This is a genomic window from Streptomyces sp. RLB3-17, from assembly GCF_007113425.2.
GTDB lineage: Bacteria > Actinomycetota > Actinomycetes > Streptomycetales > Streptomycetaceae > Streptomyces > Streptomyces mirabilis_D.
The window spans coordinates 1,255,769-1,278,199 of the sequence record NZ_CP041610.2 but is presented as its reverse complement, the minus strand read 5'-3'; the positions used below and the strand labels follow the sequence as shown (position 1 = coordinate 1,278,199).

Sequence of the window (22,431 nt, the reverse complement as noted above, 5' to 3'; positions counted from 1 at the left end):
CGGGGGGGGGGCTTAGCCCCGTACGTGCATCCCATCAGGACATCGCATGTCATTTGATCGCGACGTGTGATGAAGTCGGCACGCTGTGCATCGTGCCGGTCATCCTGACTCGAAGACTCGCCTGTCTCAGGACCAGGCGGAACCAGCGACGCGCGGAAGGTCCGCGCCCGCCGACGCGAATGGAAGCGACCGATGTCCACACCGCTCGAGTACGCCGTCTACATCACCGACCCCATCGAGCAGACCGCCCCGCCGCTGCCGAACGGCGAAACGCCGCGCTGGTCTCCGCTGTCGACCACACTGGTGTACGGCGAGAAGCACGCCGTGCTGGTCGACCCGCCGTTCACCATCGCCGAAACCGATGCGGTCGGCGACTGGGTGGAGAGTTACGGCCGCACCCTCACCCACATCTTCATCACGCACGGGCATGGCGACCATTGGTTCGGCGCGCCGCGCCTGGCGCAACGGTTCGGGGCGACGATCGTCGCCGCCGCGGGCACGGCCACGGCGATGGAGGCTTCGCGCGCGGGCCTTGCCTGGTGGGAGGCGTCATTCCCCGGCCAGATTCCCGACACGAAGCTCGAGGTGAGCACCCCCGGGGACGGCCTGATCCCCTTGGAGGGGCACGAGGTGCGCATCGTGGAAGCCGGCCACGGCGACACGGACCACTCTGCCGTGCTCCACGTGCCCGCGATCGGGCTCGTCGTCGCCGGCGACGTGATCTACGACGGCTACCACCAGATGCTGCGTGAGGCACAGGGCGACGGCGTCGAGCGGTGGATCGAGGCCATCGGCAAGGTCGCCGAGCTGAAGCCGAGCCTCATTGTTGCCGGTCACAAGCGCAAGGAGCGCGACAACGACGCCAACCGTCAGATCGCGGACACCAAGGCGTACCTCGTCGCGGCGCGTGAGGTCATCGACAGCAGCAGCGACCTGCAGCAGTTCTACGCCGGCCTCACCGGTCGCTTCCCCGAGCGCCTGAACCCGAACGCGGTGTACATCGGCGGTCTTGGCCTGTTCGGCTGACCGCGACAACCCGCGGCACAACGCTACCGGGAGCGCCGTCGGCCAACGAACGGCCGTCGATCGCGAAGTGCCGGTGATCGGGCGTGGCGTTGCCCCCACGGTTCGCCGCGGACGGCAGGGCCACGCCTGGTTCCAGCCGGTTCGTGAAGGAGCGCGCCCCGTGCAAACCGGCCAACGGGCCGAGGCCTTCCGCCAGCCATGCTGCCGGGGATCTTGCTCGATGGTTTTCGCCCGAATCAGGCTTCACATATCGTCTGGATCTTCATGGCATGACAGGTTGTCGTATCCCAGGTGGTGCAGGCGCCCAGGGACCCGGAGACAAGCCGATCTGCTGTGGAGGCTTCCTCAAGGCCATGCTCGAACTGCCGGCGACCGAACCCCCGCACCGCACTGTGGCGCTTGGCCCCGCATCGCCGTGGTCAAGCGAGGCTGAACCCCCGCCGCGCGGCGAGGCCCGCACGGCACGGCCGTGGTGGTCCGCCCGCCGGACAAGACCGCGGCACATGCACTTCGCGACCGGATCCCCAGGAGAAAAACCATGCCCATGATCGACGTCTACGCCGCGGCCAGCACCTTCGCCGACCCCAAGAAACTGGCCCAGGACCTCGCCCGCACGCTGATGGTCATCGAGCAGGTGCCCGACATCCCGATGTTCCGCAAGAACACCGCAGCGTTCGTCCACGACCAGCCCGCCACTCATGTCTCCAACGTCGACGGCGACAGCACGTACGTGCGTGTACAGGTGCTCACCAACGCTGACGCCCTGGACCGCGACAAGCAGCTCGCGGTCGTCCGCCAGTTCACCGATCTGATCGCCGAGGCGGCCGGCGACGCCACACTTGCCGAGCGGACTTGGGTGCTGCTCACCGAGGCGCCCGACGGCGGCTGGGGACTGGCCGGGTACGCGAACACCAACACCGAATTGGTCGCTGCGGCGCGCGCCGAGATCGCGGTGCTGTCGGCCGGAACCGACCCAAGCTGACCGCCCAGAAGCGCCCGGCCCGCAAAGCACGCGAGCCGACGTGGGCGGCCGACGATTCAAGCCGCGGCTCTCCAACTCACAGCGGCCTGGACCGCGGGCCCACGGTCCTGCGCCAGAACTTCGGGATGAGCTGGAGCATCGGTGGCTGGCTGCTCGGCCCCTTCCTGCAGAGCATCGGACCGGCCAGGCTCCAGGAGCTGCAGGAACGGGTGCCGGCCGGACTGAAGACCACATTCTCCAGCGGGTATACCCAGGAGAATTCACTGGCCGAACCGCTGCACCCGCAGGCGAACCTCGCCTACACCTGCAACGCCACCAGCGCGAAGTACCTGATCACACCGCACAAGCCATGACCGGCTGAGCCTTCCCGGCCCACCATCACATGTTCGTGCCCAGTTGTACCCGGACCGGGTCACGGCACTAAACGGCCTTCCTGCCGATCCGGCGCCCGCTCGTTCGTCGAAGCGCGGGGCAGAAGGGCCAAAGCCTGCTGGGCAGCCCCGATGACGACCTCCGCTGCGGCTCCCGCCCTGCCCAGGGCCTCCAGTCCTCGCAGTACGGCAAGGAGAAGGCTTGCGAGCCCGTCCGCGTCCGCGTCGGCATCCAGCGAACCCTCCTCTTGGGCCCGGACGATGCAGTCCGACAGCTCGCCGTACAGCCCGCGGACGGTGGCAGCTGTCCGCTCGGCAACGCTCTTGTCGACTGCGGCGAGTTCCGTAGCGCTCCTGGCCATCATGCAGCCGCGCCGCTCCACGTCCTTGCTGATCGCTTCGGAGATGTCGCATACAAGGCGCTCCAGCCGAGGCAGGGCAGGCCCCGGGCCGTGCAAGGCCGCATGCCAGACTCCGATCGCGTCACTGTTGTAGCTGTCCAGAGCCTGCAGGAACAGGGTGTGCTTGTCTCCGAAGGCCGCGTACAGGCTTCCGCGTCCCAAACCTGTGACAGCGCTCAGATCGTCGATAGAGGTTCGGTCGTAACCGTGGGACCAGAACTGGTCCCGAGCCGCCCGCACAACCTCTTCGTCGTCGAACTGCCGAGGCCGGGCCATATGAGAATCGTACGCGGTGTACGAGGCATTGCGGGCGAAGACAGGACTGCGCGCGCCTGTTTCGCTGCCTTCGATGCCGACTCGCCCGAACCGCCGTACTCGTGCCGCTCGCGTCGGCCCCTCAAAATGCAACAGCCCCGGACATCCCTATGACCCGATGAACGGAAGAAACGGCAGAGGCGCCTTCGCCGACTGCGGCTGCAACGCGCTTAATTGACCCATGCCGTACATCGCCTGCGGCAAAAACTCGTGGAATGCTCGTTTCAAAGGGAATAGGAGCGCGTTGCAGTTCCTTCCAGGCTGGCCCAAGATATGCGTCTGCAATGTGCACATCGGTATATATGAATCCGTCTTTGTCGGCTGCGCAGGCCTCATTCAGCCATGCGGTTGCCGGTGTCGCGCCAATGAAGCAGAAGAGTCCGCTGCAGCTCGCCAGTGACTCGAGGCCGGTAGCGGAATTTCTGATCCTGATGGCCTCCAGGGAGCCTTCCCCTTCGAGTGCTGTAACTTCGCTCGACGTGTGCACCGTGACGCGCGGATCCGCGAGAAGGCGGTGGACCAGATAAGAGGACATGCGAGCCCCGATATTGTCGCGGCGCACGATGATGCTGACCGCCAGTGACTTATCGGCCAGGAACAGAGCTGCTTGCCCTGCGGAGTTCGCTCCCCCCACCACGGCTACCGGCCTGCCCGCGCACGAGCGAGCTTCCAACTCAGTCGCAGCATAGTAGATTCCAGCCCCTTCGAAATATTTCCAGCGGGCAATGGGGAGCGACTGGTAATGCGCGCCGGTTGCGATAATAGCGGCGCGCGCGAGAATATCCGTGCCGTCGGACAGGGAAATTCTTATCCGGTCGGCGAGGGGCTGAAGGCTCACGGCGCGCGAAGGCGAGTAGAGGTGAGATCCAAACTTCAGTGCCTGTACGGCGGCAAGGCGGGTAAGTTCAGCACCGCTGATGCCGTTAGGAAATCCCAGGTAGTTCTCGATGCGGGAACTTGCTGCTGCCTGACCTCCAGGTCCCACGGCGTCAAGCAGGACGGTTCCAAGCCCTTCCGACGATCCGTACACCGCGGCGCCCAGCCCGGCGGGGCCGCCCCCGACGACAGCAAGGTCTATTTCTTGGTCCTTGATTTTTTCATGTGACAGTCCCAGATTCACCGCGAGGCTTCCTGGGGTAGCGTTGCGCAGAGTGCGTCCAGGAAGAAGAACGGCAGGCAAGTCACCGGCGGTGAGCGAAGCGAGCCGCATCAGCAGCAGTCCGTCGGGGGTGGCCTCGTCCATCCAGGAATACGGTAGTGCCATGCGTTCAAGATACGAGCGCAGCGCCATGCACCCGGCAGAAGAAGCGCCACCGATGATCTCGATGGTGTGAGAGGCCGACTCCATCAATATTTCACGTCGAGCCCTGAATGCGGTGATCAAAATGTCGGAGAGTGCTGTCTCGGTCTCCATGAGCGAGCGGAACCGGCCGGGTGGAATTCGATAGATGCGGCCATCCGTAACCGCGCGAGCAGGGAGGTACACGAACTGCCCAGTAAGAATACTGAGTTCACCGATAAACTCTCCGGGGCCGAAAGTTGCGATTACTTCCTCGGGATAGCCTGGTCCCGCTTCCTTGATGATTTCGAGCTGCCCTTTGTCGATGACCACCAGGTCATACTTGTCATCTCCTAGGCGGAATATGAATTGCCCTGCGGAGATTTTCTGGGAAACGCCGAACTCGGAAAGGCGGGCCAGTTGATCTTCCTCAAGGCGGGGATAGGCTCTCTCGCCCCAGACTCGGCGCCCTGGTTGTCGTGCGGGCATGACCAGCTCCTCCGGATCGAGCAGCTGCGGATCAGGCGGCCGCATAAGCTCGATCGCCTAAGAAAACCCATGAAAAAACCTCAGTCGACTGGCGGGCCTGGCCGTCTTCCTGCCCCTCTTCGCGCCTCCGCCGACGTATGGCGGTCGTATTCAGCCTGGATCCACCGGCTTGATGTCTGTGGACAGTTTCTCGGGGAACGAAGAAGTGCCTTGTGACCTGCGATGATGGGGTTTCTCTAGGACCACATCAGGCGCGATCAGCAAGGCACTTCCGAGATGCAATCTTCCCATGCCGCAGCGGCGGTCTCATCCGCGTTCGACGACCCGAACCTAATCGCGTACGGCGGCCTGGAGCCGGTGGTGCGGTTGGCCGAGCGGTGCGGTCTGCCCGCACTGGTCGGGGAGTACATCCGTCTGCCGGCCTCGAAGGACGGCACCGGTGCCTTCCCCGCGGCGAAAGTGATGTCGCTGGTGGGCGGCATGGTCGCGGGCGCCGACAGCATCGATGACATGCACCGGCTACGGCACGGCGCGATGGGCCGCCTGTTCTCCGGTGTGCGGGCCCCGTCCACGCTGGGGTCGTTTCTGCGTTCCTTCACGCACGGGCATGTGAAGCAATTGCACGCCGTGGCCCGCCGGTTCCTTCCCGAACTGGCCCGTCACGCCCCGCTGCTGCCCGGCGCGGACCAGGTCGCCTACGTGGACATCGATGACACCATCCGCCGCACCTACGGCTACGCCAAGCAGGGCACCGGTTACGGATACAGCAAGGTCAAGGGCCTGAACGCGCTGCTCGGCATCGTCTCCACACCCCTGGCCGCCCCGGTGATCGCCGCCACGAGGCTGCGCAAGGGACCATCGAACTCCGCGCGCGGGGCGGCAGCGTTCGTCGCCGAGACCATCCGCACCGCCCGCGCCTGCGGCGCGAATGGCCTGCTGGTGATGCGCGCGGACTCGGCGTTCTACGGCGCCGATGTCGTCAACTCCTGCCGGGCGCTGGGCGCGCGGTTCTCCATCACCGTGCGGATGAACGCTTCCGTCAAGGCCGCCATCGCCCGCATCGATGAGGACGCCTGGATGCCGATCAAGTACCCCAAGGCGGTCTGGGACGAGGAGGGCCAGTGCTGGATCTCCGACGCCGAGATAGCCGAGACCGGCTACACCGCCTTCACTTCCAAGCCGAAGAAGCAGCAGGTCACCGCCCGTCTGATCGTGCGCCGCGTCAAACGCCTGAGCACTGGCACCGTCCCCGCCGGACAGGGCACGCTGTTTGACACCTGGCGCTACCACGCCGCGTTCACCGACTCCCCGCTCTCCTTGAACGATGCCGAGCGTGATCACCGACGGCACGCTGTCGTCGAGCAGGTGATCGCGGATGTCAAGAACAGCGCCTTCGCCCACGCACCCTCCGGGCATTTCCAGGCCAATGCCGCGTGGCTCGCCCTGGCCGCCCTGGCGCACAACCTGACCCGCGCCGCTGGCGCACTGGCCGGCACGTTCCATGCCAGAGCGACCACCGCCACCATCCGTGACCACCTGATCAACGTGCCCGCCCGCCTGGCCCGCTCCGCCCGCCGCCTCACCCTGCACCTGCCCGAACGCTGGCCCTGGAGCACGGACTTCACCCAGCTCTTCAGCATCGTGCACGCGCCACCAGCCCCCTGACACTCCCCGACCGACCTGCCCGAAAGGGCCCGAGAACTGCGGAAAAGTGGAAAGGCTGGGCAGACCAGCGGCCGCCCCACGCCCGAATCCGCAACTCAGCCCCGACACGCCCTGCACGACCCCGAACCGATCACACCACAATCAAGCCGGTGGATCCGGGTTCAGACCTGGACGAGGCCGCCGTCGACGAAGAGTTCGGCTCCCGTGGTGAAGGAGCTCTGATCGGAGGCGAGGAAGACGGCTGTGGCGGCGACTTCGTCGGGGCGTCCTATCCTGCCGAGGGGAATCTCGTTGGCGAGACTGTCGGCCAGTTGTTCTTCGCCCTTTGACGGACTGCCCAGACCGCGGATGCCCGGGGTCTCTATCGGTCCCGGGCTCAGGGCGTTGACCCGGATACCGCGCCCCGCGAGTTCGGCAGCCCAGGTGCGGGCAAGGTTGCGGATGGCCGCCTTGGTGGCGCTGTAGACCGTCATGGCCTGGACGCCCATCGACGCGTTGGTGGACGAGAGCAGGATGACCGAGGCTCCGTCGGGGAGCAATGGGAGTGCCTTCTGGACCGTGAAGATGGTCCCCTTGACGTTGATGTCGAAGGTCGAACGGTACTGCTCCTCGGTGATCTCTCCCAGTCGCGCCAGCTCGCCGCCGCCAGCGTTGGCGACGACGACATCCAGCCGACCGCTACCTCCCTGGATGATCGCGAAGAGGTGATCCAGAGCCTCGAGATGCGAGACATCACTTTGTATGCCGATGGCCCGCCCCCCGAGGGCTTCCACGGCCGCATCAAGTTCGGTTTTGCGCCGGCCAGTGAGGTACACGGTGGCGCCCTCGGCGACGAACCGGCGGGCTATGGCCAGACCGATCCCGGTCGAGCCGCCAGTCACCAGGCTGATCTTTCCGTCAAGCTGTCCCATGATGTCCACGTCTCCCTTGCGGAAACTCGACCAGAGGCCTGCTGAAGGCCCAGCGCGCCGGCACACGGCAATGCGCCCTCGGCGACGGCGTAGTCCACCGCCGCCCCACCTCACGGACCGCATGGTTTGGATAGATTTGTACCTGCCAGTAAAGAACCTTGTGCGGGGCGCTGCAACCGGAGGGGCGCTCGCCTCCTCAGTGTCGGTCTCCGGAGAGGCGTCCTGCGGCTCCCCTCCCATAGGCGTGTACGGCGGTGCACAAAGAGGGGGGGTGGATAGGCCGTAACGGCGCATGTGCTCGACAGCTGGCGAGCTTACGTAACGCGATGCCCCGCCAGATCGTGGGCGACGGCGACCTGTTCGCCCTGACCGTGGTCGGCGACTCCATGATCGACGCGGCGATCTGCGACGGCGACATCGTCACCGTGCGGAAGACGGACAGTGCCGACCACGGCGACATCGTCGCCGCGCTCCCGGAGGACGAGGCCACGATCAAGGTGCTGCGCCGGCAGGACGGCCAGGTGTGGCTGATGCCCCGCAACCCCGCCTACAAGCCCATCCCCGGCGACGACGCGCAGATCCTCGGCAAGGTCGTCGGCGTCCTGCGCCTTCTCTGACAGGCCCCGCACCTCCCCACGCATGGCCGAGTGGGAACGACGGCCCGGATCCGCCCCCGGGCGGTCACGACCGGCGCGCTGCCCCCTCCCAGGGCACCGACATCCGTATTGTCGTAAGTGCCCGGCTCGCTGACAGGACAGCAGGGCACGCGGTCCCGCGCTCCGCTCGCACGCCGCGCGGGACCGCCCACGCCGTCTGCATCCCATGGGTCGATGACGAGATCACCGACGCGGCAGCATGCCCGCCTCGGCGCACTCGACCTGGCAGGCATGACAATGCTGCAGACCATCTTCGACACCGCGCGCGCCCACGGCGCCGAGGTGCGCCTCACGCCCGTGGTGGTCCCGACGTACTGGGACGGCCCCGTCTTCACGAGGGAGCCGGACGTGGCAGCTCTGCTGGAGGCGCAGGCCGACCGCGGTCGGCCGCTCGGTCAGTTGCCTCTGTCCTGAGGAGCCCGCGCCGGGTGAGAGCTTCGAGCACGTTGTCGGCGACCTGGATGTAGTCCGCGCCGGTGCGGCAGCCGTCTGCGATCGCGTCACAGAGACAGATCAGCCGGGCGACTTCCTCGCGTGCCGGCCGTCCGCCGTCGTCCGGGACGCGCAGGTCCCTATCTCCGTCCTGAATCATCGGCGTTCCTCGGCAGGGGTGCCCACCATCGCCTGCCGCGCGCTTATGTCGCGTGACGTCCGTGCGCGTCCTCTCAACGACGGCCTCGGTCCCACTGCCGGGCTGACGGTGGAGGTGAGCTGATGGCGAGGGCGGCGGGGTAGATCACCTGGTGTCCGTAACGGGCCCGGGCACGATCGGCGACGGCTTCGATCGCGAGGGGTTTGTCGTCACCGCCGTCGAGGGTGAGCTGCCGGGCGGCCCGGTCGGCGGGCCGAAGGGCGTCGGCGCGCAGCGCGATGCCGCGGACCCGGGCGCGCTGGAGACCGAGGGAGTCGTACAGCGCGTACGCGGCGCGGGCCAGGAGGACGGTGTGCTGGGTGGCTTCGGGCAGGGTCCGGCTGCGGCGGGTGGCCGTCTGGTCGGCGTAGCGGATCGTGCAGGTCACGCCGGTGGCGATCTGGTCGGTGGCGCGGAGGCGGGCACCGAGGTCGTCGGCGAGGGCGAGCAGGATGCGTCGGTGGGCGGCCGGGTCGAGTTCGTCCCGGGGGAAGCGGTGTTCCGTGCTGAGGCTCGCCGGGGCCGGGGTGGGGTCGACCGCCGTGGTGTCGTGGCCGCGGGCGTGCTCGTGGAGGGCGCGGCCGGCGCGGGCACCGAGGAGGCGCTGCAGTGTGTGCTGGGGGACGTCGGCGACGTCGCCGGCGGTGTGCAGTCCGTACTCGCCCAGCAGCGCGGCGGTCTTCCCTCCGACGCCGGGAAGTTCCCGCACGGGCCGGGGCCGGAGGAAGGCCGAGATCGCCTCGGGGGAGTCGTCGATGACGGTGCGCCGCCCGAGCGGCGTGAGGGCGCAGGCCATGGTGGCGAGCATCGGGGTGCTGGCCACGGCGGCCGAGCTGCGCACCCCGAAGTAGGCGAGCACGCGGAGCTGGACGAGTTCGGTGATGCCGCGGGCATCGCGCTGCCACCACCGGGTTGCTCCGGTGAGGTCGAGGAGGGCACCGTCCTCGAGCAGCTGCACGCGCGGCGTGAAGTCCTCCAGCAAGCGGCGCAGCCGTTCCGGGAGTTCGGCGTCGGCGTCGGGCGGCAGGTCGAAGGAGAGGCGGAGAATGCTGCGGCCGCACGTCATGATCACCCTGCACTTCCCCGACTTCGGTGTCCCAGACGGCGCAGGTCCGCCGAGCGGGAACCGGCGGGCTGGAGGTCGGCATACGGATGGAGACGTGCGCCGGGCCGTCGGCCAGCGTCCGCTGCGGCGCGGCGGGCTGCGCCGGGGTTGGGGCGGGGGCGGTGCGTCCGAGCAGTTCCAGCGCGGCCTGCGGGCCCAGGTCGCGGCGGGCCGCGGCGACTTCTTCCAGGTCCCAGGCCATCGCGCCGACGACGGTGCGGCGCGGTCCGCGGGCTTCGACGGTGCCGCGCACCAGCAGGAGCCCGGAGTGGAACACGGTGTGCGCGACGTGCTCGTGGGAGTCCTCGAAGAAGGCGATGTCGACCAGGCCCGAGCCGTCCTCCAGTGTCACGAAGATGACCCGCTTGCCGGACGGGATCGGCGGGGTCTGGGTGGAGGCCCGTACTCCGGCGACCAGGACCGGCTGTCCGGGGATCATTGCGCGGAGGTGGGCGGCGTCGGTGGCGCCGAGCTCGCGCAGGAGCCGGTGGTGGTGCTCCATCAGATGCTGGCTCACGTCGATGGAGAGGGTGTCGAGTTCGGCGCCGAGTTTGTCGCGGCTGGTCATCTCCGGCAGGCCGCTCGGGGTCGCGGTGACGAGTTCTCCGCCCAGCGGCAGCTGCCCGTCGGTGGCGGCGCGGTTGCGGTACTGCCGGTGGAGTTCGGCTGCCTGCAGCAGCAGGTCGCGGCGGGTCAGGTCTGCCGCGAGCTCATCGAGGGCGCCGATGCGGATCAGGCGTTGCGCAAGGGGCAGGGACGGGCGGGCGCGCTGCCACAGGTCCTGCAGGTTTGTGTAGGGCTGGCCGGCCGCGAGGCGGGCGGTCTCGGCCGCGGTGATGCCCTTGATGGTGGCGAAGGCGAGCCGGACGACCCACCCTTGTGGGGTCTGTTCGACGCTGTGCCCGGGCCGGGAGCGGTTGACGTCGACGGGCAGGATGGGAACGCCGTGGCGGCGGGCGTCGGCGACCAGGACGCGGCGCGGCCACATGCCCGGGTCGTGCTCGAGCAGCCCCGCATACAGATACGCCGGGAAGTGCGCCTTCAAATATGCGGACTGCAGGGCCGGGACGGCGAAGGCGACCGCGTGCGCGCGGCAGAAGCCGTACGCGCCGAAGGAGGCCACGGTCTCCCACACCTCGTCCAGCACGGACTTGTCGTAGCCGCGCTCGCCGGCAGTGCGGCGGAACCAGGCCTCGACCTTGGGCAGCCGGTCGCCGTCGGCCAGGGCGCGGCGGGCGACGTCGGCGGCGGCGCGGTCGCATCCGGTCATCTTCGACAGGATCGCGATGATCTGCTCGTGCCAGATCACCACCCCGTAGGTGTCGTTGAGGATCGGCTCCAGGTCCGGGTGCGGGTAGCGGGGCGCGGCGCCGTGACGGGCCGCGATGAACAAAGCGGGCATACCGCCGGAGACCGGGCCGGGCCGGAAGAGGCTGATGTCGGCGATGACGTCCTGCATGTGCCGCGGCTGCAGCCGCCCCACCAGGTCCTGCTGGCCAGGGGACTCGAGCTGGAACAGGCCCACAGTGTCCGAGGCCTGGATGAGTTCGAAGGCAAGCCGGTCGTTGAGGTCGACGTGGTCGGGGTTGTCGAGATCGAGCTGGCGGCCGGTGGTGCGGCGGATCTCGGTGACGGCATGTGCCATCGCCGACTGCATCCGCACCCCCAGGACGTCGAGCTTGAGCAGTCCGAGGTCTTCGACGTCCTCCTTGTCGGCCTGCACCATCGGGTAGCCGCCCGGGGTGGGCTGCACCGGCAGCCGCTCCAGCAGACTCGCGTCGGACAGGATGACGCCGCAGGGGTGCATGGCGTAGCCGCGGGGCAGCGCGTCCAGGCCTTCGGCCAGCTGCCACAGCGGCCCGAACTCCCTGGCCCGGGCGGCAAGTTGGCGCAGTTCCGGCAGCTCGGCCAGGGCGCCGCGGATGTCCCGCGCGCGGATGTGCGGGAACGACTTGGCGATCTCGTCCACGACCTGCGGGGCCAGCCCGAGGGCGAGGCCGGTGTCGCGCAGGGCGTGGCGGGCTCGGTAGGTCTCGGGCATGCCGGTGACTGCGACCCGGTCGCGCCCGAACCTTTCGATGATCTTGTCGTAGACGTCCAGGCGTCGGGCCGACTCCACATCCAGGTCGATGTCCGGAAGCGAGGTCCGCCGCTCGCTCAGAAAGCGTTCGAACAGCAGCCGGTGCTCGATCGGGTTGGCCGTGGCCACGAACAGGCTGTGGTTGACCATGGACCCGGCGCCGGAGCCACGCGCGGCGACCCGGATTCCCATCGCCCGTACATCCGCCACGACCTGGGCCACGGCCAGGAAGTAGCCCTCGAAGCCCAGGCGGCCGATCACGTCGAGCTCGTAGCCGAGCTGCCGCACGGCGCCCTCGTCGGTGTCCAGGCCGCGGGCGAGCATGCCCGCCTCGCAGCGCTGCCGCAGCAGCCGCATCGCCGAACCGGGCTCCGGTCCCGCGCCCACGACGGACGGCTCGGGAAAGTGCGGCCGCCCCAGCCCGAGATCGGCCGGGGTGAGCGCGCAGGACTGGCCGGTCGCCTCCGTCTCGGCCAGCAGACGCGCGCCCCGGTTCCGGTCGCCGCCGACAGCCTGGGCGATCCGCTCGGCGGCCGCTGCCATCGCGGCCGGGTCCTTCAGCCAGCGCTCGCCGCCGTCCAGGTACCGGCGGTCGACGGGCCGCAGCAGCCGCGCCGCATCGAGCACGTCGGCGAGCCGGTGCTGAGCGGGGTCGGCGTAGCGGACCGTGTTGGTCAGCACCACGGGCACACCGAGCTGATCGGCCAGGCCCACGGTCCGCGCGGCCAGCCGCAGCGATCCCGGACCGGTTCCCTCACGGCCCAGATACACGCTCTCCAGGCGCAGGCGCGGCCCTGCCAGCTCCCGCCACGGCGCGAGCAACTGCTCGGCGACGTCGATTCGGCCTGTGGACAGGGCCCGTACCGGCTCGGACCCCGGACCGAGCAGGACCACCAGGCCGGTGTCGGCGAACTCGCGCAGGACCGGCCAGGACACGACCGGCAGGCCTCCGTTCGCCTCGGCGTGCGCGGCGGACACGAGGCGGCACAGCCGTGCCCACCCGGCGAAGGTCTGCGCGAGCAGAGTGATCCGCAGCGGCGGCTCCGCCACGTGCGCGCCGCCGCGTACGGGCGTACGCGGCCGACCGGCTGCCGGGTCGGACGGGGTGATGGGGGCGACGGCGACGTCGACACCGAAGACGGGGCGGATGCCGGCGGCCGCGGCGGCCTTGGCGAAGCGGACCGTGCCCGCGACGGTGTCCCGGTCGGTCAGCGCGAGCGTCGTCATCCCACGCTCGACAGCACGCCGCACGAGGGCATGGGGGAGGGAGGCGCCGTAGCGGGCCGAATAGCCGGAAGCGACGCGCAGATGAGTAAATCCACGGCTTCGCACCTCCGTCTCTCGCGTGTCCCTCCCTGACCTGTGCCCTCTCCAGGTATCCACCATAACTCGAAATCGCACAAGCGTGCGAACAAGTGACTTGATGCTGTCCCACGCCCGACAGCGGCCGCTGTGACGGAGCACGACAGATTGCGAGTGGAGCACGCCAACCTGCGAGTCGTACGGCCGTCGCACTCCGTAATTCCGGGTCCGCCATGCAAGGTCCGTGCGGAAGTTAGGCTCCACCCATGTCCGAGCCAGCCCCCGATCCTCGTCTGCAGTCTCTGATCAACAAGCTCCGGCCGGGTTCCGTGAGGACCGTGACGGTTGCAGGGTTCGACGGAGCAGACGTCCTTGTCCTCCTTGGAGAGTCCGGCGAGGAAGGCAGCGAGGTCGGCCGCATTCCCCAAGACGAGGTGTCGATCCGTCGCACCAACCATCCGTCCGAGATCTTCACGATCGGCCAGCAGATCGAAGCCGAGGAGATCGGACGCTGGCGAGGGCAGCTGAACTTCTCGGCCCGTGCCTGCGAGAACCCCGAGCTACGCGCTTTCCTGGTGGCCATTCAGCCTGGACAGATCGTCTCCGGAACCGTGTCGGGGGTTCACAACTTCGGGGTCTTCGTTCATCTCGACGGCGAGCCCGAAGGGCTCTGCACTGGGTTCATTCGCGGGCCCGACCTGACGTGGGACCGGATCAATCACCCCTCGGAAGCAGCTGAGGTCGGCCAGCGGATCACCGGTGAGGTGCTCATGTCTGAGACGCGCAACGCCCAAGTCACGATCTCCCTGAAGGCCCTCCTGGAAGACCCCCTCGTGCGGTTCGCTGATCAAACAGGTCATGTCCTTGACGGGACTGTCACGAAGATCATCCCGTTCGGCGTGTTCGTGCGACTCGCCCCCGGCATCGAGGGGCTTCTGCACGTCTCCGAGATGACCGACTCGCCAGGCGAAAGCCCGGACCAACTCGTGAGCGAGGGCGACCAGATCACGGTGCGGGTTGCGGAAGTCGACCTTCAGCGACACCGCGTCAGGCTCTGCGCTCACGTCTCCTGAGTCCGGGTCGCCGGGTGATGCTGATCAGTAACCGGGGCTGGCCTCTGGGCAGTATGTCCCTGCGTCGAACTCGCAACCTATCGTGCTCCGCCCTCGCGAACCATCGCGCTCCCCGAAGCTCGTGACCAGCGCACTCCTTGCGATCACTCGCAAACAACCGTGCTCCGTCACAGCCGCATGGGACTCAGTGCTTCAGCGCTTCAGTTGGCCAGATGCGCGCAACGTCTGCGATGCCAAATTGCGGATGCTCGCGCCTCGGCTGCGCCACGATGGCCTCCTGCCACGGTCAGAGGACAGGGGGCGTTGATGGCGGCGTGGGGGGAGCGGGCTGCGGCCTGGACGGCGTCGGCTGCACCAGCGGGGGTCGGCCTCGGGATCTGGGTGAGCTTGGTGGTCACGTCCCAGCACCGGGAAGCCGACTTGTGGCCGGTGTGGGCGGCGCTTGCCTTCGGTTTGACCTGTGGGGCAGGGATTGTCTTCGCTTTGGGTGCCCAGCAGTGGCGCGCTCTGCCTGAGGCAGAACGCCGATCGCGGCGCGAGGCGGCCGTCATCGTGGGCACGGTAGTGCTGGGCGCGGCGCTCTATGGCGCGGTGGCGGCCTCTTCCAATGATCGTCCGGGAGCGTGGCGGGGGTCTCTGCTCGTGGGCACTGCCCTGGTTGGAGCAACGCCGATGGTGTGCGTTGCCTACGCGGTATGGAAGGCAACGCGCTCTGATCGAAGCGACGTGGCCGCAGGCGAGCTGACGGAATGGCTGTTGGCTCGCCGTCGGACCATGCGGGCGCTGGTGGCCAGCCTGGGGGCGCTGGTCGCGCTGTCCACGCTGGCGCTGGGGGCGGTCGTGCGATTGGAGGCTGAACTGGTGAAGGCGCACGCCCTGGCCTCAACCGATGCCACGCCCTTTGAATACGTCCTGGTTTTCGGCGGCGCGGGCACGCTGCTCGTAGCCATCGTCTACGCTCCGGCCGCGATCGGACTGCGCCATCAAGCGCACCATCTCACCGAGCGGCTGTTCACACTGACCGGCGTCGATGAGCCGGCGGCACTTCTTGAGCGAACCGAACAGCGTGCGAGGTTTGAACAACTGCTGGGTGCCGAGGCGGGCCCATTCGCCGATCTCCAAGCGGGCATCGTGGTCCTGACACCCCTGCTGGCCAGCGCCGTCGCGGTCTGGCTGCCGCACTGAGAGGGAGCTTCGCAGAGGTCCATGGGCCGTACCAGTGCAGCCAGGCGGCAAGACCCGGCTGGCAACTTGACCCCATGACGCTGGCTTCGCCACCTTGCCCCGGAACTCGATCTGCTTCTGCGCTCATCGAAGGCGTAGCGGGGTCACGACTGCGTGGCGGGTGGTGCCCGCGAGGACTTCCACGACGGCGAGGCCAGAAGGAATCCTGCTGTAGGCCTCACCGGTATCTGCGCGGCCCTGCTTTGCTGGACGGGCCGTGACCAAGACCTGCGCAATCTGCGCAGCGAGCCGTGCCGACAGCGTCTGCGTGAGTGCGGTACGTCCGTTCGGCAGACGCACCGCGAGCGCGCGGGGCCGGGTCTTCGGCCCGGTGTAGCCGATCACGTCGGCATCGACAGTCTCAGCATGCCGGATCTTCTGCCATCCCCCGGTGCGGCCGGCCCGGTAGGGGGAGGTGGTGCGTTTGGCGACGATGCCTTCGACGCCCTGGTTGTGGAGGGTGTTGTACCAGGTGAGTGCGGTGTCGCGGTCGGTGGTGGCGGAGACGGCCTGGATCGGGGTGTTCGCGGGCAGTTCTGCCAGGAGGCTAAGGAGGGCTGAGCGGCGCTCGCTGTACGGACGCGGCCGGACGTCGCCGGATGGCAGTTGCAGGGCGTCGAAGGCGATGTAGTGCGCGGGGCGATGGGCGGCCAGTTGGTGGGCGCGGGTGGGGGAGGAGGCGGCTCGGGCCTGTGCGGCCTCGAAGCTGATCCGTCCGTCTTCGGTGGTGATGACGGCCTCGCCGTCGAGGACGGTCCCGGCCGGGAGGTGGTGGCCGGCGAGGGCGAGGTCGCCCCATGCGGCGGTGACGTCGCGTCCGGAGCGGGCCTGCAGGCGGACCCCGTCGTCGGTCCGCCACATGATCATTCGGTGGCCGTCGAGTTTCACCTCGTAGCTCCAGTCCGTGCCGGTAGGCAGTTCCGGTACGGACTGGGCGAGGGCGACGGAAGCGGGCCAGTCCACCCGTCCAGCCTGCAGCGGCCGCGGCTGCGGCGCCCGCCGGTGTTGTGGGGGAGCGGGCCGCTCTGGGGGCTTTTAAGCTGGTGGGGCTCGGGGTTGTCGTGGAGGTCTGTGATGCCCCGACCGCTGTGGAGCGGCGCCATTTCCTTTGGCCTGGTGACCATTCCGGTGAAGCTGCTGAGCGCCACCGAGGACCGTTCGGTCCGTTTCCACCAGGTCCATACCGAAGACCTGGGCCGGGTGCGTGTGCGCAAGTACTGCGAAACGGAGGACCGCGAGGTGTCCGCGGCCGAGATCGGCAAGGGGTACGAGGTCTCCAAGGACACGCTGGTCGCGGTCACGGACGAAGAGCTGGAGCAGATGCCGCTGCCGACCGCGAAAGCGATCGAGATCGTCGCGTTCGTGCCGGCCGCGTCGATCGACCCGGTGCGGCTGAGCGGCGACAGCTACTTCCTGAAGTACGACGGCCAAGTCGCAGCGAAGCCGTACGCTCTGATCGCCCGGGCGCTGGCCCGCAACACGAAGGTGGCCGTGGCGAAGCTGGCGTGGCACGGGCGTGAGCGCCTGGTGCTGCTGCGCGTGCGGGACGGGGCACTGGTCGCGCACGTGCTCAAGTGGGACGACGAGGTGCGCGACCCCTCCGAGCTCGCCCCGAAGGACATCACGGTCACGGACTCCGAGATCGACGAAGCGCTGCTGCTGGTCGACTCGATGACGACGGACGACATCTCCGGCTACCAGGACGAGTACCGGAAGGCACTCGAGGCGGTCATCGAGGCGAAGGCCGAGGGCCGACAGCCGCCCGAACCGAGCACCGAGGCCGATGAGCCGGGCGGCCAGGTCGTCGACCTGATGGCCGCCCTCCAGGAGAGCGTCCGCAAGGCCCAGGCCGCACGCGACGGGGACGCCGGCGATGCCGAGGTCCACGAGATGCCGAAGAAGACGGCCACGACCAGGAAGACGGCGGGGAAGGCGTCTGCCAAGAAGACGGCGAAGAAGAAGACGGCGGCGAAGAAGCCGGGCCGGGGGCAGCGGGGCGCCTAGGGCGTGTCTCCTGATGTGTGGGCGCGTGGCCGGAACCGGTCAGTCCAGTTCACCCGCGGGGGTGGCAGGCGCGCCGGGTATCCGCGACACCGGGTGCTCTGACCTTTCCTCATCCCGTCGGCAGGGAAGTCTGAGCGGTGCTGACCAGCGGAGAGTGTGAGAGCTAGCGCGTCCCACGAAGGAGAAGAGAGGCCACGTGATCGGCACCATGATGAGGTCCCTGCGACGGCCGGCAGCGGCCGTAGCTGGCGCAGCAGTCCTTGCCTCCATGATCGGAGCAGCTCGGCCCGCGCAGCCCGCTTACCACCTCGTCCAGATCAAGACGTCCACGGGCAAGTGCCTGACCATCAGGAACCAGAGCACCAGCGACGGCGCTTCGCTTGAACAGAACCGGTGCCAGAATCTTCCCGCCCAACGCTTCAAGAGCATGAACGATGGCGTCGCGAACCCGACCCACGAGATCAGGACGTTCGCGGACAAGTGCCTGACTATCTACGGCACATCCGGGGGTAACGGGATCACTTGGCCGATCATCCAGCAGGAGTGCAGGGAGGGTTCCCTTCATCAGCGCTTCACGTACTTCGCCGAACACGGTCAGCCGGGCATCGGGTTCAGGTCGCTGTCCGTGGGGCTCTGCTGGACCGTGACCAGCGTCAGCGACGGTGCCAGGATCGAGGGCGATGCGTGCGACGGGTCCGACTCTCAGCGCTTCACACTCGTCGATGTGTGAGGCCGCGCCGCTGCTCCCCCGCAGCGACACGGTCCCCCTAGTTTCCTTGGTCAGCGTCGGGTCCAGATGAGGACGCCGGCGAGGTAGAGGGTGGCCTGGTAAGCGATGGCGACCTTGTCGCATCGCGTGGCCAGGCCGCGCCTCTGGCCTTGAGGCGGTTGATGCATCGCTCGCCGTGGCGTACCCGAGCCTGATCCCCGCCATGGCAAATATGGGCTCCCTTCCCGGGATCCCCGGGGCATGCGCCAGACTCCCGCCATGAGCACCATGCGACGCCGCCTCGGCACGGGCCCGACCGCCACCAGGAGCACGCCGTCCGCGGAGGAGTCCCCACGGCTTCTGCCCGTCGAACGAGTTGACCTCGGGGAACTCCCAGAGGCTCCAGAGCAGAGCGATCCAGAGCTGACGCGGCCGCGCGGGCGGCCGCTTCGCTCTCCTGCTGCGGGGACTGACCCCGACCACACCACCGTGTAGGCACGACACAGGCCCGGCCACGACAGGTCAGCTGAGCTCCTGGCGCACATCCAGGTAGCAGCGCAGCCGTACGCCCGGCTCGCCAGGCACCCGTGTCGTACGGTCCGTCGTCGCGGTCGCCCACCGCGCAGCGAGTACTTCCTACAGGGAAGGCCGTCTGGTCGTCGGCGGCCGCGACTTCCACGACAGCGATCCCCGGCTCCGCCACATGCACTTCGCTGATCGGTCCCATGCACAGCACTACGCACAGCCCCCGGCAGCGGTTCTCCGATCCTGGGGTCTTCACCCGACCGGGTAGGCCCGGGGACAGCGACGGCGGGTGGCTAGGCTTCACCCATGCTGACCAGCGAAGACGAGTCGTACGAGGCCGTCAGGCGACTGGCCGCCGGAGTTGCTCTGGACCAGGCGCTCGATGTGACGGATCCAGAGTCCTGGATCGGCCTTGACTTCGGGGTACGCGAACTGGCCTGGCAGCGGCCGGAGCTGTTCCACTCGAACGCGTCGCCGTCCGGGCGGCGGCTGAGCTGGGATCCGGATGCGTCGCTGCCCACCGTCACTTGGCACCATAGGCCCGGTGACGCCGAACTCGCCCTCGCCCTCTGCCACCCCGACGGCCGGATCCGTGAGGCCGCGCTGGACCATACCGAGGAGCGGCCCGCGCTGCTTGCGCTGGTCGTCATCCGCTGCGCGGACTGGGCGGAGCCGGTACGCGAACGGGCCCGCGTGCTCCTGGCCGAGGCGCCCCCGCACCGGCTGGCCGCGCATGCCGCGCTGATCCTGCGGGTCGGCCGCCGCTCCCGGGGCGGCTTCGCCCAGGAGCTGCTGACCGGGGCGCTGCGCGCGGGCCCGGCCGCGCAGGCGACGGCGCTGCTCGACAGCGGCGACCGAGCCACGGCCCGCCTCGCGCACCGCGTCGCCGTCGAGCGGCGGCTGCTCCCCGCGGCCCGGCTCGCTCAAACCGCCGCCCGACACCGCGACGTCGTAGTGCAGGACCTGTGCGCCGACGCGGCCGTGGCCGCCCTCGGCGAGGGCACCTTCGACGAGTTCACCGAGGTCGTGGCGCCGCTGCTCGCCTCCCGCCAGCCCCGGGTTCGCTCGGCGGGGGTGACCGCACTGCGCCGGGCCGGCCGGCACGCCGACGCCGAGCCGTACCTCACCGACCGGTCCGCCGTGGTACGGGCGTGCGCCCGGTGGGTACTGCGGCAGAGCGGCACCGACCCGGCACCGCTCTACCGCGCTCTCTGTGCCGACGCCGCGGGCCGACCCGCCGCCGCAGTGGGCCTCGGCGAGTGTGGGGTACGCGAGGACGCGGACCGGACCCGTGACGCGGATCGGATCCGGGTGCTCCTCGCGCACCCGGTCCCTGGGGTGCGCGCCTGCGCGGTGGCCGGGCTGCGGGCGCTTGAGGCGGTGCGCGTCGACGACGTACGACCGCTCCTGGACGACCCGTCGGCGGCGGTGGTCCGGCAGGCGACCGTGGCCCTGTTGCCGTGGGCCGACCGCATACCGCAGGAGCTGCTGCACCGGCTCCTGGTCGAGGACCGGCCGCGTCACCAGCGGGTCGCGGCAATCCGGCTGCTGCGGGCCGTCGGGGTGCATGCCTAGGGCTGCCACGCGGCTCCGAGCTGATCCGTCGGACAGGCCCTAACGGTGTGGGGTTCCCACGAAGGAGTGTGGAGTTTCCCGGTGAACCGCGGTACGCCGGTGTCGTCGATTTGGGTGCTCATGACCGGTTCCCGCCGACGTGTCACTGTAAGCATCGCGCTCACGCCGGCTGGTTGCCGGAGGCGCGGGTGTGGGTGAGGTCGAGACGGGCTGGCGGATACGGCGGCTCGGTTCCGTCTTCCGGCATGGGGAGCAGCAGGGCGTAGGCGCGGACCATCGTGAACGCGTTGGGTTCGGGCAGGTTCATGGCCGCCAAGGCCGCGGAGGCCGCTTCGTGACGTTCCCCGTTGACGCGGATCTCCGCCTGCATCTTGCCGGGTTGCCCACCGTAGAAGACCTTGATGCCGTTGAAGAACGGCGATTCCAGGTCTGCCGTGAACGTGTCCGCGATGTGGTGGAGCACGTTCGCGTCGACCAGGGAATTTTGCAGGCGACGGCTCTCCTCGGCGTCGGCGCCGAGGCCGACGGCCCCGGAGGCGATGCAGTGCCATCCGGGAACGCCGCGTTCGTCATCGGGACCGGCATGGTCGGCGAAGTACTGGCGCCGGTCCAGGAGTTCCAACATGCACGCACCGGCGGTTTGCACCCATGTGTCGGCCGCCTTGGGGGCGTCCCCGGCGATCGCCACAACGCAGTCCATGAAGCACGGCACGTCGGGCTGGAGGCTCGTGTCCGGCAGCGCGACCAGGTCGTAGTGGTGGGGACCGCCGTGCACGGGCGGCATCACGCCGATCGCCCACCCGTGCGGGCTGCTCAAGGAGTTGCCTTTCAGCTCGGTCCGTTCCGTCACACCTGGCGCGTACCTCTCCAGACTGGCCTTCACCAGAGCGAGGAACTCCAGGTCCGGCAGGCGTTCGGGCGGCGGTTCGGCGTCACGCGCTCGGCGACGTATCCAAGACATGCGGTGGATCTTAGAGCGCGGTCGCACATGCCGCCGGAGCCGCCGAGCAACAGCTCCAGGACATCGTGGCCGAAGGACTCCAGGAGATCTACTTCCAGGACCGCGGCCGGCGCGCGCACGGCCTGCTGGTGGACCTCACCGACATCGACTACCTCGACGTCGACTACTGACCGGGGCGGTGCTCCTTCCGCGCGCTCCGGCATTGTGACTGAGCAGTCCAGTTGGCCAAGGAGTACTTCAACTGGCCACGCTGATCCTCGGTTTCGTCTTGAGCGCCGTACGGCGGGCGCCGGGCATCTGTCGGTCTCCGCCCCGCCTGTTACTGCCCCCGCAGGGGGATATGAACCGAGGAAGCGATCAGGCTGCGCTGAACCTCGGCCTCGTGAGGGCCGTAGGCGACGACGACCGCTTCTTTGCTTTCGAAGTAGTTGAAGAACGTCCCACGTGCGACGTTGGCCGCAGCGGCGATTTCGTCGATGGTCACCGCATCGAACCCGCGCTCCTCGGACAGGGTCAGGGCTGCGGCGCGGATGGTCCGCCAGGTCTGCACCCCGCGGCACCGCGTTGCCCAGTGACCCGCAACCGGTGGCCGGCTTCGCAGTTCCCCGGACCGCGCGATCTTGGGTCCCTTTGTCGCGGGACGGTGACCCTCGTGATGGTGAACGGCACCAGTCGACTCGCGGAGGTGCCACGTTCGCGGCCACTCAGTCGAGACAGAACTCGTTGCCCTCGATGTCCTGCATCAGGAGGCACGACTCGTTGTGGCCATCGGCACGCAGTAGTCGCACGCGTACCGCGCCGAGCGCGACCAGTCGTGCGCACTCGGCCTCGAGTGCGGCGACGCGCTCTTCACCCACGAGCCCGGTGCCGACCCGCACGTCAAGATGCAGCCGATTCTTGACAACCTTGCCTTCGGGAACGCGCTGGAAGAACAGTCGCGGGCCCACACCTGAGGGATCCACGCATGCGAACGCTGAACCCTGACGCTCAGGCGGCAGTGCGCGATCGAAATCGTCCCAAGTAGCAAACCCCTCCGGGGGCGGCGGTACGACGTACCCCAACACCTCGCACCAGAAACGAGCGACGCGCTCAGGTTTTGCGCAGTCGAAGGTCACTTGGATCTGCTTGATCGACGCCATCGGTCCAT

19 protein-coding genes and 3 pseudogenes are annotated in these 22,431 nt (G+C 68.6%); 11 read left to right on the top strand and 11 right to left on the bottom strand.

The window, feature by feature from the left end:
* Positions 1-192: 192 nt before the first annotated feature.
* The 3 genes from FNV62_RS06065 to FNV62_RS06055 all read left to right on the top strand — a co-directional run bounded on the left by FNV62_RS06065 (position 193) and on the right by FNV62_RS06055 (position 2,361).
* Positions 193-1,026 carry an MBL fold metallo-hydrolase gene (locus FNV62_RS06065; RefSeq protein WP_143614202.1) on the top strand — a complete coding sequence of 278 codons (834 nt, stop codon included), beginning with the start codon at positions 193-195 and terminating at the stop codon, positions 1,024-1,026.
* Positions 1,027-1,564: 538 nt separating this feature from the next.
* Positions 1,565-2,008 carry a tautomerase family protein gene (locus FNV62_RS06060; protein WP_143600226.1) on the top strand — a complete coding sequence of 148 codons (444 nt, stop codon included), beginning with the start codon at positions 1,565-1,567 and terminating at the stop codon, positions 2,006-2,008.
* A gap of 125 nt (positions 2,009-2,133) precedes the next feature.
* Positions 2,134-2,361: a hypothetical protein gene (locus FNV62_RS06055; RefSeq protein ID WP_143600225.1), complete on the top strand. Its 228-nt coding sequence runs from the start codon at positions 2,134-2,136 to the stop codon at positions 2,359-2,361.
* Between the two features lie 59 nt (positions 2,362-2,420).
* On the opposite strand, the gene FNV62_RS06050 is transcribed toward FNV62_RS06055, so the two are convergent.
* Complete coding sequence (locus FNV62_RS06050; RefSeq protein WP_143600224.1) at positions 2,421-3,056, bottom strand: TetR/AcrR family transcriptional regulator; 636 nt, start codon at positions 3,054-3,056, stop codon at positions 2,421-2,423.
* 121 nt (positions 3,057-3,177) lie between these two features.
* Positions 3,178-4,863: an FAD-dependent oxidoreductase gene (locus FNV62_RS06045; RefSeq protein WP_143600223.1), complete on the bottom strand. Its 1,686-nt coding sequence runs from the start codon at positions 4,861-4,863 to the stop codon at positions 3,178-3,180.
* A gap of 276 nt (positions 4,864-5,139) precedes the next feature.
* Here FNV62_RS06045 and FNV62_RS06040 point away from each other — a divergent pair, with 276 nt between their 5' ends.
* Positions 5,140-6,528 carry an IS1380 family transposase gene (locus tag FNV62_RS06040; protein WP_144314448.1) on the top strand — a complete coding sequence of 463 codons (1,389 nt, stop codon included), beginning with the start codon at positions 5,140-5,142 and terminating at the stop codon, positions 6,526-6,528.
* A 161-nt stretch (positions 6,529-6,689) separates the two neighbouring features.
* Here FNV62_RS06040 and FNV62_RS06035 read toward each other — a convergent pair whose 3' ends face one another.
* The gene (locus tag FNV62_RS06035) at positions 6,690-7,439 is read right to left on the bottom strand and encodes an SDR family NAD(P)-dependent oxidoreductase (protein WP_143600222.1); all 750 of its coding nucleotides are present in this window, start codon (positions 7,437-7,439) and stop codon (positions 6,690-6,692) included.
* A 326-nt stretch (positions 7,440-7,765) separates the two neighbouring features.
* On the opposite strand from FNV62_RS06035, the pseudogene FNV62_RS06030 reads away from it, so the two are divergent.
* Together FNV62_RS06030 and FNV62_RS06025 are read left to right on the top strand one after the other, a co-directional pair.
* Positions 7,766-8,056: pseudogene (locus FNV62_RS06030) on the top strand (LexA family protein); the annotation flags it as partial.
* 213 nt (positions 8,057-8,269) lie between these two features.
* On the top strand, positions 8,270-8,509 hold the full coding sequence (locus FNV62_RS06025) for a hypothetical protein (RefSeq protein ID WP_143600221.1): 240 nt from the start codon (positions 8,270-8,272) through the stop codon (positions 8,507-8,509).
* 251 nt (positions 8,510-8,760) lie between these two features.
* On the opposite strand, the gene FNV62_RS06020 is transcribed toward FNV62_RS06025, so the two are convergent.
* Both FNV62_RS06020 and FNV62_RS06015 read right to left on the bottom strand, forming a co-directional pair.
* On the bottom strand, positions 8,761-9,522 hold the full coding sequence (locus tag FNV62_RS06020; RefSeq protein ID WP_309171918.1) for a DNA polymerase thumb domain-containing protein: 762 nt from the start codon (positions 9,520-9,522) through the stop codon (positions 8,761-8,763).
* A gap of 272 nt (positions 9,523-9,794) precedes the next feature.
* A pseudogene (locus FNV62_RS06015) lies at positions 9,795-13,297 on the bottom strand (DNA polymerase III subunit alpha).
* Between the two features lie 182 nt (positions 13,298-13,479).
* Between FNV62_RS06015 and FNV62_RS06010 the strand changes: the two are divergent.
* Positions 13,480-14,286 carry a S1 RNA-binding domain-containing protein gene (locus tag FNV62_RS06010; protein ID WP_211178877.1) on the top strand — a complete coding sequence of 269 codons (807 nt, stop codon included), beginning with the start codon at positions 13,480-13,482 and terminating at the stop codon, positions 14,284-14,286.
* 381 nt (positions 14,287-14,667) lie between these two features.
* Positions 14,668-15,471 carry a hypothetical protein gene (locus FNV62_RS06005; RefSeq protein WP_143600220.1) on the top strand — a complete coding sequence of 268 codons (804 nt, stop codon included), beginning with the start codon at positions 14,668-14,670 and terminating at the stop codon, positions 15,469-15,471.
* Between the two features lie 123 nt (positions 15,472-15,594).
* On the opposite strand, the gene FNV62_RS06000 is transcribed toward FNV62_RS06005, so the two are convergent.
* Positions 15,595-16,473, bottom strand: coding sequence for a DNA ligase (locus FNV62_RS06000; RefSeq protein ID WP_143612536.1), 879 nt, complete (start codon positions 16,471-16,473; stop codon positions 15,595-15,597).
* A 111-nt stretch (positions 16,474-16,584) separates the two neighbouring features.
* Between FNV62_RS06000 and FNV62_RS05995 the strand changes: the two genes are divergently transcribed.
* Positions 16,585-17,514, top strand: a complete 930-nt coding sequence (locus FNV62_RS05995; protein WP_143607117.1) for a Ku protein — start codon at positions 16,585-16,587, stop codon at positions 17,512-17,514.
* Between the two features lie 196 nt (positions 17,515-17,710).
* Entirely contained in the window at positions 17,711-18,244 is a 534-nt protein-coding gene (locus FNV62_RS05990) for an RICIN domain-containing protein (protein WP_143600217.1), read from the top strand.
* Between the two features lie 501 nt (positions 18,245-18,745).
* On the opposite strand, the gene FNV62_RS56990 is transcribed toward FNV62_RS05990, so the two are convergent.
* Together FNV62_RS56990 and FNV62_RS56985 are read right to left on the bottom strand one after the other, a co-directional pair.
* On the bottom strand, positions 18,746-18,808 hold the full coding sequence (locus tag FNV62_RS56990; RefSeq protein ID WP_258320987.1) for a DUF6207 family protein: 63 nt from the start codon (positions 18,806-18,808) through the stop codon (positions 18,746-18,748).
* Positions 18,809-18,902: 94 nt separating this feature from the next.
* Positions 18,903-18,950, bottom strand: a pseudogene (locus tag FNV62_RS56985) (hypothetical protein); the annotation flags it as partial.
* A gap of 104 nt (positions 18,951-19,054) precedes the next feature.
* On the opposite strand from FNV62_RS56985, the gene FNV62_RS05985 reads away from it, so the two are divergent.
* Positions 19,055-20,323, top strand: coding sequence for a hypothetical protein (locus FNV62_RS05985; RefSeq protein ID WP_143600216.1), 1,269 nt, complete (start codon positions 19,055-19,057; stop codon positions 20,321-20,323).
* A gap of 160 nt (positions 20,324-20,483) precedes the next feature.
* On the opposite strand, the gene FNV62_RS05980 is transcribed toward FNV62_RS05985, so the two are convergent.
* The 3 genes from FNV62_RS05980 to FNV62_RS05965 form a co-directional block, all read right to left on the bottom strand.
* On the bottom strand, positions 20,484-21,284 hold the full coding sequence (locus FNV62_RS05980; RefSeq protein WP_143600215.1) for a DUF6348 family protein: 801 nt from the start codon (positions 21,282-21,284) through the stop codon (positions 20,484-20,486).
* Between the two features lie 319 nt (positions 21,285-21,603).
* Positions 21,604-21,834 carry a TetR family transcriptional regulator gene (locus FNV62_RS05970; protein ID WP_205522447.1) on the bottom strand — a complete coding sequence of 77 codons (231 nt, stop codon included), beginning with the start codon at positions 21,832-21,834 and terminating at the stop codon, positions 21,604-21,606.
* 154 nt (positions 21,835-21,988) lie between these two features.
* Positions 21,989-22,423 carry a VOC family protein gene (locus tag FNV62_RS05965; RefSeq protein WP_097283049.1) on the bottom strand — a complete coding sequence of 145 codons (435 nt, stop codon included), beginning with the start codon at positions 22,421-22,423 and terminating at the stop codon, positions 21,989-21,991.
* Positions 22,424-22,431: the final 8 nt, after the last annotated feature.

What these genes read in the sequence shown, in the direction of transcription:
- FNV62_RS05995 (WP_143607117.1), top strand. Translation starts at nt 16,585, where the DNA reads ATGCCCCGACCGCTGTGGAGCGGCGCCATTTCCTTTGGCCTGGTGACC.
- FNV62_RS06020 (WP_309171918.1), bottom strand. Translation starts at nt 9,522, where the DNA reads ATGGCCTGCGCCCTCACGCCGCTCGGGCGGCGCACCGTCATCGACGAC.
- FNV62_RS06010 (WP_211178877.1), top strand. Translation starts at nt 13,480, where the DNA reads ATGTCCGAGCCAGCCCCCGATCCTCGTCTGCAGTCTCTGATCAACAAG.
- FNV62_RS05985 (WP_143600216.1), top strand. Translation starts at nt 19,055, where the DNA reads ATGCTGACCAGCGAAGACGAGTCGTACGAGGCCGTCAGGCGACTGGCC.
- FNV62_RS06065 (WP_143614202.1), top strand. Translation starts at nt 193, where the DNA reads ATGTCCACACCGCTCGAGTACGCCGTCTACATCACCGACCCCATCGAG.
- FNV62_RS05965 (WP_097283049.1), bottom strand. Translation starts at nt 22,423, where the DNA reads ATGGCGTCGATCAAGCAGATCCAAGTGACCTTCGACTGCGCAAAACCT.
- FNV62_RS06055 (WP_143600225.1), top strand. Translation starts at nt 2,134, where the DNA reads ATGAGCTGGAGCATCGGTGGCTGGCTGCTCGGCCCCTTCCTGCAGAGC.
- FNV62_RS06035 (WP_143600222.1), bottom strand. Translation starts at nt 7,439, where the DNA reads ATGGGACAGCTTGACGGAAAGATCAGCCTGGTGACTGGCGGCTCGACC.
- FNV62_RS05980 (WP_143600215.1), bottom strand. Translation starts at nt 21,284, where the DNA reads ATGTCTTGGATACGTCGCCGAGCGCGTGACGCCGAACCGCCGCCCGAA.
- FNV62_RS06040 (WP_144314448.1), top strand. Translation starts at nt 5,140, where the DNA reads ATGCAATCTTCCCATGCCGCAGCGGCGGTCTCATCCGCGTTCGACGAC.
- FNV62_RS06060 (WP_143600226.1), top strand. Translation starts at nt 1,565, where the DNA reads ATGCCCATGATCGACGTCTACGCCGCGGCCAGCACCTTCGCCGACCCC.
- FNV62_RS06025 (WP_143600221.1), top strand. Translation starts at nt 8,270, where the DNA reads ATGACGAGATCACCGACGCGGCAGCATGCCCGCCTCGGCGCACTCGAC.
- FNV62_RS06045 (WP_143600223.1), bottom strand. Translation starts at nt 4,863, where the DNA reads ATGCCCGCACGACAACCAGGGCGCCGAGTCTGGGGCGAGAGAGCCTAT.
- FNV62_RS06050 (WP_143600224.1), bottom strand. Translation starts at nt 3,056, where the DNA reads ATGGCCCGGCCTCGGCAGTTCGACGACGAAGAGGTTGTGCGGGCGGCT.